This window comes from Streptacidiphilus sp. MAP5-3, from assembly GCF_041262505.1.
Classification (GTDB): Bacteria; Actinomycetota; Actinomycetes; order Streptomycetales; family Streptomycetaceae; genus Streptacidiphilus.
Map to the genome: position 1 here is coordinate 280,483 of NZ_JBGCCL010000006.1, position 12,004 is coordinate 292,486.

The 12,004-nt window shown below is 71.8% G+C and carries 9 protein-coding genes and 1 riboswitch; of the genes, 5 read left to right on the forward strand and 4 right to left on the reverse strand.

From position 1 onward, the window contains the following. Positions 1–3: 3 nt before the first annotated feature. Positions 4–1,245: a hypothetical protein gene (locus ABH928_RS12905; protein ID WP_370065553.1), complete on the reverse strand. Its 1,242-nt coding sequence runs from the start codon at positions 1,243–1,245 to the stop codon at positions 4–6. Between the two features lie 363 nt (positions 1,246–1,608). On the opposite strand from ABH928_RS12905, the gene ABH928_RS12910 reads away from it, so the two are divergent. After that, positions 1,609–1,932, forward strand: coding sequence for a hypothetical protein (locus ABH928_RS12910; RefSeq protein ID WP_370065474.1), 324 nt, complete (start codon positions 1,609–1,611; stop codon positions 1,930–1,932). Between the two features lie 140 nt (positions 1,933–2,072). Here the strand turns inward: ABH928_RS12910 and ABH928_RS12915 are convergent, their stop codons facing one another. After that, complete coding sequence (locus ABH928_RS12915) at positions 2,073–3,722, reverse strand: NRAMP family divalent metal transporter (RefSeq protein ID WP_370065476.1); 1,650 nt, start codon at positions 3,720–3,722, stop codon at positions 2,073–2,075. Positions 3,723–3,994: 272 nt separating this feature from the next. Further along, positions 3,995–4,186: riboswitch (M-box (ykoK) riboswitch) on the reverse strand. Positions 4,187–4,413: 227 nt separating this feature from the next. On the opposite strand from ABH928_RS12915, the gene ABH928_RS12920 reads away from it, so the two are divergent. Next, on the forward strand, positions 4,414–7,473 hold the full coding sequence (locus tag ABH928_RS12920) for an HAD-IC family P-type ATPase (RefSeq protein WP_370065478.1): 3,060 nt from the start codon (positions 4,414–4,416) through the stop codon (positions 7,471–7,473). Between the two features lie 15 nt (positions 7,474–7,488). On the opposite strand, the gene ABH928_RS12925 is transcribed toward ABH928_RS12920, so the two are convergent. After that, on the reverse strand, positions 7,489–7,797 hold the full coding sequence (locus ABH928_RS12925) for an ArsR/SmtB family transcription factor (protein WP_370065555.1): 309 nt from the start codon (positions 7,795–7,797) through the stop codon (positions 7,489–7,491). Between the two features lie 443 nt (positions 7,798–8,240). On the opposite strand from ABH928_RS12925, the gene ABH928_RS12930 reads away from it, so the two are divergent. Next, positions 8,241–9,341: a hypothetical protein gene (locus tag ABH928_RS12930; RefSeq protein WP_370065480.1), complete on the forward strand. Its 1,101-nt coding sequence runs from the start codon at positions 8,241–8,243 to the stop codon at positions 9,339–9,341. A gap of 65 nt (positions 9,342–9,406) precedes the next feature. Here ABH928_RS12930 and ABH928_RS12935 read toward each other — a convergent pair whose 3' ends face one another. Further along, on the reverse strand, positions 9,407–10,024 hold the full coding sequence (locus tag ABH928_RS12935; RefSeq protein ID WP_370065482.1) for an HhH-GPD-type base excision DNA repair protein: 618 nt from the start codon (positions 10,022–10,024) through the stop codon (positions 9,407–9,409). A gap of 286 nt (positions 10,025–10,310) precedes the next feature. On the opposite strand from ABH928_RS12935, the gene ABH928_RS12940 reads away from it, so the two are divergent. Both ABH928_RS12940 and ABH928_RS12945 read left to right on the forward strand, forming a co-directional pair. Then, on the forward strand, positions 10,311–11,249 hold the full coding sequence (locus ABH928_RS12940) for an alpha/beta fold hydrolase (RefSeq protein WP_370065484.1): 939 nt from the start codon (positions 10,311–10,313) through the stop codon (positions 11,247–11,249). An 84-nt stretch (positions 11,250–11,333) separates the two neighbouring features. Beyond that, positions 11,334–11,984, forward strand: coding sequence for a YbhB/YbcL family Raf kinase inhibitor-like protein (locus ABH928_RS12945; protein ID WP_370065486.1), 651 nt, complete (start codon positions 11,334–11,336; stop codon positions 11,982–11,984). Positions 11,985–12,004: the final 20 nt, after the last annotated feature.

Sequence of the window (12,004 nt, forward strand, 5' to 3'; positions counted from 1 at the left end):
TTCTCACCAGGCGTCGGCAAGCTCCGGGGAGCGGCGCGGTGCGACCACGTGCGCCCGCGCACCGGAACCGTCCCACGCCCCCGTCGGCGGCGCGTCCGCCCCGGACTCCCCGGTCGCCCCGGACTCCCCCGTCGAGGCGGACTCCGCCACGCGACGGCGCTTGCGGGTGCGGTTGTTCCTCGACGGCCACAGCAGCACGTAGGCGACGGAGACCACCACGAACGCCAGCCGGACCAGCCCGCGCGTCGGCGCGTCGGGGATGAACAGGGCACCGCCGTAGAGGGAGAGCAGGGCGATCCAGCTCCACCACGGCACCAGTCGCCGCTGTCCGACGGCGTCCCAGATCAGCGTGCCGAGCAGCACCGAGGCGCTGTAGTACGTGTAGGTGCTCGGGTCCAGCAGGATGCGCGCGTTCGCGCCGACCAGGATCACCGCCGGCCAGCGGCCCCGCCACACCGCGAGCGCCCCCAGCAGTCCCCCGAGCGCGAACTGGGCCGGCCGGTCCCACGACGGCGTGGACGGCGCACTGACACCGAGCCACCGCAGCGAGGACGCGGGCTGGTTGGGAATCGCGAACTTGGCCGCGGCCATGGTGTCCAGATTGCCCAGGTAGAACGGCAGCCAGGCGGCGGCGACCAGGACGCAGAAGAGGAGGAGGGGGCCGCGCCGTCGGCCGGACGGCAGTGCCATCAGCAGCACCGCGAACGGCAGCGCCCACGGCTTGGCGTCGACGGCCAGTGCCAGGAAGACGGCGACCGCCCAGGTCCGGCCGCGGGCCAGGGCGTGGACGGCCAGGGTGGAGCAGAACAGCGCCAGCGCGTCGTCGAGATGGGCGAACCGGACGGTGACCTCGATCCACATCGGGATGAAGGCCAGTCCGGCGATGAGTATCCGCTGTTGCAGACGGCGGTGGTTGGTGCCGGTCCCGAGGTAGTGCTGGGCGGCGGTCCGCCCGACGAGGATCACCATCACCAGGCCCAGTCCGGCCATCGTCCCCTCGGCGAACAACTCGCCGGTGGCGGGCGGGAACGGCGCGAAGATCCGCGCCACCAGCAGGCTGAACGGTCCGATCTGCAGCTCGGGGTGGTTGGCGTAGAGGGAGAGCCCGCCGCCGGGATCGCTGCCGAAGAGCAGCTGTTCGCCCTGGCGCAGGTAGTGCCAGGACACCCCGCCACTGTGCACGACCAGGACGAACCAGAGCACCGTCCACCCCGCGAGCAGCGCGTTGTGCCGTCGCACGGGCAGTCGTGCGATGCGGCCCGAGTCCGCGCGGTAGTCGCGGTAGTCGGGGAGGGTTTTTGCCTCGCCGGCTCGCCTCACGTTGCTCTCTTTCGCCCGATTTGTCGGTCAATTCCCCCGGGTTCACGCCATCCTAGGCGGTGAATGAAAAGATTATGTGCGTTGGCTCGTGTGCGTCCCACCGGCCGGTGGTTCCACCATCTGCTCGGCACGCCGTCGCCACAGCTGCACGAGTAGCCTGGCACCCCCTCGGTCCCGACTGCCCTTGGCCGAAGCGGCTTTGAAGGTGCATCAGCGGATGTGTTTTCTATACTTGCGCACATAAGCAACTGGCTTATCTGTGTGCAGGGAGAGAGGAAGCACTCTCAGGTGCAGTCGGGGGAGTCGCGTGAGAACGGCCGGTCGCAGCTGCGGTTGGCCGCTGTGGTCGGTGAGATCGAGGGGCTGTGGACCGCCTGGCTCCGGGCCAGGGGCACGGGACGTCGGCAGCGGCTGCTGGCCGAGCTCGGCCAGGCCGGTGCCCGCCTCGCTGCCGAGGCGGCCCAGGCGCAGCGCGCCCTCCCTCGCTCCTCCGAATCGCCCGTGAGCCCGACCTCGCCGCTGCGGCTGCCGCAGCCGCGTACCCGCCGCAACCGTCGGCTCGTCGCCGCCCGCCGTGGTGCGGAGTGGATCGCCGGACGCTTCTCGGACTGACAACCGCTCGTTCTCGGTCATTCTCGGACGGGAACTTCGCCCGGAACTCCGCCCCGGAAGTTCGCCCGGGAACAGCACGCGAGCCCGGTCCGACCCCGAGGGGCCGGACCGGGCTCGTGCGGTGTGTGGAACTGCTCGGCTCAGTGGCCGAGGGCGACCTCGACGATCTTGACGATCACCAGGATCATCGCGACCAGCAGGTAGCTGCGGAGCGCGCTCATGCCGATCTTGCGGCCGGTGGCCATGACCGGCCGGGTCAGCGTCTCCAGCGGAGCCATCCGCCAGTCGTCGCGGCCCGTGCGGTCGATGGGGTCTTCCTTGGTCGCGGTGCGGCGCTTGGTCAGCGCGTACCCGGCGGCCAGGACGCCCACCACGCCGCAGACGGCCATGATGTCGAGGATCGCGCCCGCGGTGATGTTCGGGAAGAGCACCGACGCGGTCAGGATGATCGACAGGGTGACCAGGATGCCGATCACGGCGGAGGTGAAGGCGTTGGTCTTCGGGCCGTTCACCCACGGGCCGAGCACCTGCTTGTCGTTGCAGAGCAGCAGCAGGAAGACCGTGGCGGAGGGCAGCAGCACGCCCGCGAGGGTCTGCACGCCCTCGGTGAGGAGTCCCAGCGGCGAGCCGGGGATCAGCACGATGCCGGCGGCCAGGGCGACGAGGCCGGCGTAGACGGCGTAGAAGCCCTTGGCACCCTTGACGCCGCGGTGGAGCGAGTGCTTGATGCCGAAGACGTCACCGATGGCGTAGGCCGTGGAGAGCGAGACCGCGAAGGCGCCGATGATCGAGGCGTCCAGCAGCGCGACGGCGAAGAGGACACCGGCGACCTTGCCCGCGTGGGCGGCGATGCCGGAGGCCAGGCCCGCAGTGTCGGTGAAGTTGCCGAAGCCCTTGGTGCCCGCGAAGGCGGCGGCGGTGGCGCCCATCAGCGCCGCACCACCGATGACCACGATCACGATGCCGATCCAGAGGTCGGCCTTCTCGTACTTCATGAAGCGGGGGGTGATCCGCTTGTCGATGACGTAGCTCTGCTGGAAGAAGAGCTGCCACGGGGCGACGGTGGTGCCGACGATGCCGATGATCAGCAGCATCACGGTGGCCAGCTGGCCCTGGCCGCCCGGCAGGTTCGGGACCACGAAGTCCTGCGCCATCTGCGAGGTCTTCGGGTGAACCATGAAGTAGATCGGGACCAGCAGCAGCGATCCGGCACAGAGCGCGATCGCGATCCGCTCGAAGCGCTGGAACGACCCGGTGAACGCGGAGGCGACGATGATCGCGGCGGCGAGCACCACGGCGGCGGCCTTGGGCAGCCCCAGGTAGCCGGCGGCCAGGGTGATCCCGATGAACTCGGTGACCAGCGTCAGCGCGTTGAGGATGAACAGGTCGATGACGCTGAACGCGCCCCAGAACTTGCCGAACCGCTCCAGGATGAGCCGGGCGTGGCCGACGCCGGTGACCGCGCCGAGGCGGAGCACCATCTCCTGGTTCACGTAGAGGACCGGGACCAGCAGCAGCAGCGTCCACAGCAGGTGGGTGCCGTAGTTCTGGCCCGCCTGGCCGTAGGTGGCGAAGGCGCCGGCGTCGTTGTCGCCGACCATCACGATCAGGCCGGGGCCGACGATCGCGAGCAGCGTCTTGAGCTTGGCGGACAGGCCGCGGCGGTCGCCGTGGTCGTCCAGCTTGATGGTGCCGAGCGCGCCGCGGATGTCGCCGAGGTGCGCGTCGTCCAGCACCGCGGTGGTGCGGGCGGCGTCGCCCTGGACCTTCGGGTCGATCGTGGTGGTCATGATGGTCCCTCCCTGTGGCCGTGAAGGCCGATCGGAGGGCATGCAGCATCCATCCACCCTGCGAGCGTCCGCGCGCGCAGAAGGATCAAGGATCAGCAGGTGGTTACCGCATGCCGAAAGAAGACGAGGTCAAGCGGATGTGGGGCCGTTTATGGCCCGGGCTACTCGGACTGCAGTCCACTGCTTCTCGCCTCCCTCCGGTCGTGACGCGTCGCGCGTCGCAGCGGCAGGGGGCACACCGAACCCGGACCAATACGGCATCAGCCGTGTCCGGCACACCCCAACTCGTCAGAGCTTTGGCACTCCACGGCGTAGCGCGAGGCCTGTTCTGGGACAGGTCCGCCTGCGCAGCCACTTGGCCTCAACCCTTAGGTCGGGAGGAGGTGTCCTGATCCGGAGCGTCTCTCGACGGTTGGGATCAGTGGCCTGTGTCCGTGGAGACGCCTCACCGAACGAGGTGTCTCATGAATGAACATTCATATGATGGCCCTTGCGTAAGGGCACTGTCAAATGCTTACGGGCTGCGCGTTTACGCTGGTGCCGAAGTGGAGATGGGGAGGCAGCGCTGACCGGTCCGACTGATCTGCGGGCACGCCGGGACCGCCGCAAGGACGGTGCTCCCGCCCTTTCCGCTGACCAGGTTCCCCTGGCTGCCTCGGCCCCGTCCGCCCGGCGCGTGGATCCCCGCGAGGTGAGCGCACTGAGCGAACTGACGGATCTTCAGGTGCTGCGGGCGCTCGGGACGAGCCGGAGGGGGCTGCCCGAGGAGACCGCCGAACTGTGGCTCGCCGCGCACGGCGAGAACACCCTGCCGCTGCCGCCGCGTCCGACCCGTACCCGGCGGGTCGCGCTGCTGCTCCGTGACCCCTACACGATGACCCTCTGTCTCCTGGCCGGAGCGACGGCCGTCTCCGGGGCCTTCACCAGCACCGCGGTCCTGCTGCTGCTGATCACCGCGGGCTGTGCGCTGCGCCTGGTGGGCGAGTTGCGGGCGGAGCGCGAGACCGCCGCGCTGCGGCGATTCGTCGACGTGGGCAGCACGGCGACGGTGCTGCGCCGTCGGCCGGCGCCGTCACCGGCGTCACGGTCGGGGTCACGGTCTGGGTCATCGGTCGAACGGGAGTTGCCGTTCGACCAGTTCGTCCCCGGTGACGTGGTGCGGCTGGTTCCCGGGGACCGGGTCCCCGCAGATCTGCTGTTGCTGCGTGCGGAGGGGCTGACGGTCGATCAGGCGCTGCTGACCGGCGTCAGCCAGCCGGTGCCCAAGCGTGCCGCAGGCCGTGGCGGCGCGGTGCGTACCGGCCGGGTCTCGCCGGACAACGCCCGGCTCTGCCTGCGCGGCAGCGTGGTGGCGCACGGCACCGGCGTGGGCGTCGTCCTGGCGACCGGCGCGGACACCTTCCTCGCCGGAGCCAATCGGGCGCCGAGCGCCGGAGCGAATGCGGCGTCGAGCGCCGGGGCACGCGCGAAGGTCCGGGCGTGTGCAGGTTCGGACCGCCGGCCCGGGTCGGGCGCGGGAGCGCCCGCAGGGGAGCGGCGGACCGCGTTCGACGGGACCGCGCGGGAGGTGTCCGGGCTGCTGCTCCGGCTCGCCCTGGTCTCGGGTGCGGCCGGTCTGCTCGTCGGCGCGCTGGTGGACGGCCACCGCTGGGAGGCCTTGCCGTATGCGGCGGCCGTCGGTGTCGGGTTGACGCCCGAAATGCTGCTGCTGGTAGTGACCGCCGCACTGGCCCGTCAGGCGGCCGTGCTGCGTCGCGGTCCCAGGGGCCGCGTCTTCGCCCGACGGCTGACCGCCGTCCACGACCTCGGCGCGCTGGATGTCGTCTGCATCGACAAGACCGGCACCCTGACCCGGGACCGGCTCACCCTCCGCTCCGCCGTGGACGCGACGGGCCGTCCGGATCCGGAGGTTCTGCGCTGGGCGGCCGTCAACAGCTTGATCTGCGCCGAGCTCGGCGACCCGCCCGAACTCGACGCCGTCGACGACGCGTTGCTGGCCGCTGCCGAGGCGGGCTCGGGTTCGGCAGCGAGCGCGTCCGGGTCGGTGCTCGACGGTCTCGACGGTCTCGGTGGGCCCGGCGGCCTCGGGCCGGACGAGGACTTCGCGGCAGGCCTGGTGGGTGTCGCGGCCCTGCCGTTCGATCCGGGTCGACGCGTCGCGACGGTCGTGGTCGCCGCCCAGGCCGGGCCGGGGCTCACGCTGTCGGGGGCGCAGGCCGCGCAGGCCCTGGTGGCCAAGGGGGCCGTCGAGGAGATCCTCGCCCGCTGCGGGCGCGTCCGGGCCGGTGCCGTCCCGCCGTCGGCCGACCCCGCAGAGCGCGCTGACCATGCTGACCACGCCGACCCCGCGGAGCGGGCCGACCCCGCCGAACGTCGGACCGGCGGCCTGCGGTTGGTCGCGGGCCGGCACCAGCACTCGACCGGCCCGCCGGAACTGCTCGCCGCCGCCGTCGAGTTGGACGACGACCGGCGGGCCGGTGTGCTGGAACTGGCCGACCGCCTGGCCGGTGAGGGCCTGCGGGTGCTCGCCGTCGCCGTATCCGGGACGCGGCCTCGGGCCGGGGCCGGACGTCGACCCGCCGCTCCGGCTGTCGCGGACCTGGACGGCTTGACGCTGCTGGGCCTGGTGGCGCTGGCCGACGAGCCGGACCCGAGCGCAGCCGCCGCACTCACCGAGCTCACCGCCGAGGGCATCGCCGTGAAGATCGTCACCGGGGACCGGGCCGGGGCCGCCGTCCAGGCCTGCCGGGATGTCGGCCTCGACCCCGGCGCCCCGCTGCTGGGACCGGACGTCGACGCCCTTGACGACGCCGATCTGCGCCGGGCGGTGGAGTCGACGGTCGTCTTCGCGCTCGCCGCCCCTGCTCAGAAGGCGCGTATCGTCTCCGCTCTGCGCGCCAACGGGCATGTGGTCGGCTTCCTCGGCGACGGCCTCAACGATCTGCCCGCGCTGCGCGCCGCGGACGTCGGGATCGGCTCTCCCGGCGCGCTGGACGAGGGCCCGCGCAGCAGCGCCGACCTGGTCCTCGCCGCGCCGGGACTCACCGTCCTCGGCGACGCGGTCCGCTCCGCCCGCACGGCGCTCGCCAACGTCGGCAACTACCTGCGGATCACCCTTGCTTCCAACCTCGGCAACGTGCTGGCGATGCTGGCCGCCGGCGCGCTGGTGCCGTTCCTGCCGATGCTGCCCGCCCAGGTGCTGACGCAGAACCTCTGCTTCGACGCCGCGCAGCTCGCGCTCGCCTTCGACCAGCCACTCGCGGCGGGCCCGGGCGGTCGCGCGGACAAGCCCGCGGGCAGGGGCGTGCAGCGTCCACGGCCGCTCAGGCGGGGGGCGCTGGCCCGGTACGCGTTGCTCGTCGGCGTGGTCAACGCGCTCGCCGACCTGGCGACCTTCGCGGTCCTGTTGGCCACCGCGCACGGCCGGACCGGCGCACACGAGGAACTGCTGTTCCACTCGGGCTGGTTCACCGAGAACCTGATCACCCAGGCGCTGACGGTCCATCTGCTGCGGGTTCCGGGCGGCGCGCAGGGTCGCCCCCGGGCGACCTGGCCGGTTCGGCTCGCCAACGGAGGCCTGGCGGTCGTCGGTCTGCTGCTTCCGGCGACGCCGTTCGGCGCGGCGCTGGGCCTCGGCGTGCTGCCGCTCGGCTTCTACCCGCTGCTCGGCGCGGTGTTGGTCGGCTATGCGGCGTTGCTGCTGGCCACCCGCCGTTGGCTGCGCGCCCACCCGGCCTGGTCGGCGCGCTGAAGCCTGAAGCGGTTCTCAGCCGCCGATGATGCGACGGGCCAGTGAGGGACGGCTTTCGGTTGCCGTGCGGCGGCTCAGCACCAGCCGGACCACGTCGACCAGCACCGGGTCGTCCACCAGGTAGACCTGCCGCCGTCCTTCGCGGCGCGAGCGCACCATCCCGGCCAGCTTGAGCTTGGCGAGGTGCTGGCTGACCGCGGGCATCGACGCGTCGAGCCGTTCCGCCAGCCCGCCGACATCGCTCTCCGCCGCGATCAGCAGCCACATGATCTGCAGCCGCATCGGGGAGGCCAACAGCCCGAAGGCGGTGGCCGCTTCGTTCAGTTCCTCCGCACCCGGCCCGTCGTCGGCGGTGCCGCGGCGGTCGTGGTGGCCTGCGTCGCCGCTCGTGCTGCGGGGCACGCTGCCTCCCTGTGCAGGTCCACGGGTACGGATGGGGGAACTGGGGAACCGGTGAGGGAAAGCGGACTCTCCCGGCAACCAGGGTACTGACCCCAGGTCGCGGACAGGTCTCGGCCACCGAGCCCGGACGGAGGCCCGGACCGAGCCCGGACCGGGCAGGTGCCGTGCGGGCCGGTGCAGACGGCTCGCCCACGCTGCCCTCCGCACGCGTGCGGGCAATCCAGGCGCCATCCGGATGTCGCCGTGTGCTTGCTGCACCGTCACCAAGGGGTGGGACAACGGGGTGTCCCACGTGAGCCGTGTGCGCCGCCGGAATCGGCAGGCCTGCGGTCTCCCTGTCATTCACCGAGAGAAGTGGCTCTACCGTGACCTCTCGTCTTGCTCTGGTCGGCGCCGCCGCCGTTGCCGCCGCCCTCGCCGCCACCGTCGTCGGCACGGCCGGTGCGGCCACCACGACGCCCGCCGCCAAGTCCGCCGCCAAGCCCGCGCCGATCAGCGTGCCGGCGGGTTACCACGCCAAGGTCTTCGCCGCCGCCCCCAAGGGTCTGAGCGGCGCCGACGACATCGCGCAGCTCGGCGACGACATCTTCGTCGGCTACCAGAACGGTGTCGGCACCATGGGCGAGCCGTCGCCCTCCGGCAACAAGAACAGCACCGTCGTCGAGTTCAACCAGCGCGGCAAGGTCGTCGCCGAGTGGTCCGTCGTCGGCAAGGTCGACGGCCTCGGCGCTGATCCGACCCGCCGCCGCGTCGTCGCCACCGTGAACGAGGACGGCAACTCCAGCCTCTACACCATCACCCCGCAGGCCCGCCCCGGCCACCAGGTCGCGCACTACGGCTACGGCGTCAAGACGCTGCCCCACGGCGGCGGCACGGACGCCGTGCTCGAGCACGACGGCCGGCTCTACACCTCCGCCTCCAACCCCTCCCCGACCACGCCCAACGGCACGGTCTTCCAGGGCCCGGCGCTCTACCGGCTCAACCTGGCGGGCGGGACCGCCAAGTGGACCTCCGCCCTGGCCGACAACGGGCACGCCGTCAACCTGCTCACGGGCAAGGCGGAGACGCTCAACCTGTCCGACCCGGACTCGCTGGAGAACGTCCCGTTCTACGTCCCGGGCGTGGGCGGCTCGATGCTGCTCGACAGCCAGGGTGACAGCGAGCTGATCTTCGTCGACACCGTCAAGGCGAACCGGCACGCCCGGCCGACGCAGCGCGTGCGAGTCCTGCACCTGAACGCCCAGGTCGACGACACGGCCTTCGCGATCGGCGACGAGGGCGCGATCTTCGCCGTCGACGGCAACACCAACGCGATCGTGGAGATCACCGGAAACTTCGGCCGCGGCCAGGACTTCACCTCCGCCAACTCGCTGAGCAGGCTGAACCTGACCACCGGCAAGGTCACCGCGTTCGCCCCGGGCATCGCCTCCAAGGGCCTGCTCTTCGAGCCGTTCGCGGGCCGCTGAGGTAGGCAGCCGCACGTACCAGGGTGCGGAGAGTCGGCGGTGCGACGGGCTGTCCCGTCGCACCGTCACTTCTTTGCCGCCCCACCTGCCCCACTTGCCCCGCTTGCCTTGGCGGCCTTGGCCGCCTTGGCCTCCTGCTTGAACGCCCGGACCTTCACCAGTGAGGCGGGTCCGGTGATGTCCGCCACGGAGCGGAAGCTGTTCTTCTCGCCGTACGCGCCCGCAGCCTCGCGCCAGCCCTCGGGCTGCACGCCGAGCTGCTTGCCGAGCAGGGCCAGGAAGATCTGCGCCTTCTGTCTGCCGAACCCCGGTAGCTCCTCCAGTCGCGCCAGCAGCTCCGGGCCGGTGGCCGCGTCCCGCCACAGCGTCTCGGCGTCGCCGTCGTAGTGCTCGTCCAGGTACGCGCACAACTGCTGGATGCGCTTGGCCATCGAGCCCGGGTAGCGGTGGACCGCCGGCTTCTCCGAGCAGAGCGCGGCGAAGGCCTCCGGATCGTAGTCGGCGATCCGGTGGGCGTCGAGGTCGCCACCGCCGAGTCGTTCCAGCAGGGTGTGGGGGCCGGAGAAGGCCCACTCCATGGGCACCTGCTGGTCCAACAGCATGCCGATCAGCGCCGCCAGCGGGCTGCGGCTGAGCAGCGCGTCGGCGTCCGGATTCTGGGCGAGGCGGAGATCGGTTGCCATGGCGGGCCCCTTCCTGCCGGTCCTGCGGGCGGAGCATGTCGTGCACGTCCAGCGTGTCCTGCGTGTCCTGCTGGGACATCGCCCATTCTCCGCGCCGCGCACCGGACGCGCCCGTGGATCCGTCGGGAATCACCCGTCCGTGTCGCACGCATGCTCGGGCCGGGTCGTCATGCTCTCCGACCTGCACACTTTTCTGCGAACGCTGTGTGCAGTATCTTGCATCATGAACTGCGAACGACGATCGCAGATTCCGTCGCCTGAGACCGACGGAGAAGGGACGTTCCCCATGTCCGAGAGCACCATCCAGGCCGGCGCGCCCGTCTGGACGCCCACCCGGTACGCCCACAACCGCGCGCACGGTCGGCAGGTCGACATCGCCTACGACCGGCTCCGGGGCTCCGAAGGCGGCGAGCCGCTGCTGCTGATCATGGGCTTGGCCACCGCACGGTTCTGGTGGCCCGCCGGGCTCTGCCAGGCCTTCGCCGACGCGGGGTTCGACGTGGTCCGCTACGACCAGCGCGACGCGGGCGAGTCGACCCGGATGCCGCCGACCGAGACCACCAATCCGTTCAAGGCACTGTTCGGCAGGCGCGGCGACGCCTACACCTCCGAGGACATGACCGACGACGGCATCGCGGTGATGGACGCCCTGGGCTGGGAACGCGCGCACGTCTTCGGGCACTCGCTCGGGGGCCTGATCGCGCAGCGGATCGCCCTGCGCCATCCCGACCGGGTGCTGTCGGTGACCTCGTCGGCGGCGCTCCCGAGCGACGTCTCCGGACTGCGGGTGCTGCGCTACCTCCGCTTCGGTCTGTTGGCCAAGCTGTCCCGGGCCACGTTCCCGGAGGGGCGCGAGGGCGACATCGAGGCCTCACTCGCGGTCTGGCGCGGCATCGCCTCACCCGCCTACCCGTTCGACGAGGACGCCGCCCGGGCCTGGGTCGAGGCGGAGGTGGACAGCGGCCCGCGCGACGCCAAGGCGCAGAGCCGCCAGATCGGCGCGCAGTGGCACGGCGCGCGCCTGCGCGAGCTGCGCCACCCGACTCTGGTGCTGCACGGGGAGCAGGACCCGATCCTCCGTGCCGCCGCCGGGCGGACCACCGCCGGGACGGTCGCCGGGTCCCGGCTGCGGATCTTCCCCGGCGTGGGCCACGACCTGCCCGCCGCGCTGTGGCCCACCGTCGCGGACGAGGTCCGCGACCTCGCCGACGCGGCGCGGGCGTAGCCATCGTGCGACGACGCTCCACACGCTCCTGAACGCTCACCTGAACAACCCGCCTGAACCCCGACGACGGAGGACACGACGAACGTGGCGATCCTCGGAACCCTGCTCAAGAACAAGCGCGCGGGCGAGGCACAGCTTGCCTGGAACCTGCCGCAGTTGACCGGTCGCGAGACCATCGACCTGTCCAGCCACGACTTCGCCCACGGCGGCGACATCCCGCAGCGCCACGCAGGTCGCCGCGCAGGCGGCGAGAACCTCTCACCGGCGCTCTCCTGGACGGGAGTTCCGGCGGACGCTGAGCAACTCCTGTTGGTCGTCGAGGATGTGGACTCGCCGACGCGTGCGCCCTTCGTCCACTGCCTCGCGCTGCTCGCCCCGACCATCGACGGGATCCCGGCCGGCGCGCTCAACGCCGGTGCTGCAGAAAGCGCTTCGGGTGCTTCGGGCGGGACCGGCAGGGCCGCCACGTCCGCCGCGTCCGCCGAGTCCACCATGTCCGCCGCCGACGGCGTACGGGTGCTGCGCTGGGGGATGCGCCGCGGCTACCTGGGGCCGGAGCCGATCAAGGGCCACGGCCCGCACCGTTACGTCTTCCAACTCTTCGCCCTGGGCGCGCCCGTGGCCACCGGCTCCGGAGACGCCCCGCTGGAGACCGCCAAGCCCCGCGCCCTCCTCGCGGCCGTGACCGGCCCCGTCCTCGCCCGTGGTCGCCTCGACGGCAGCTACGAGCGCTGACCCCTCCGGATTTGTCGGCA

Bases quoted from the DNA above. Each gene is read 5' to 3' on its own strand.
- ABH928_RS12940 (WP_370065484.1), top strand. From the start codon at position 10,311: ATGTCCGAGAGCACCATCCAGGCCGGCGCGCCCGTCTGGACGCCCACC.
- ABH928_RS12935 (WP_370065482.1), bottom strand. From the start codon at position 10,024: ATGGCAACCGATCTCCGCCTCGCCCAGAATCCGGACGCCGACGCGCTG.
- ABH928_RS12915 (WP_370065476.1), bottom strand. From the start codon at position 3,722: ATGACCACCACGATCGACCCGAAGGTCCAGGGCGACGCCGCCCGCACC.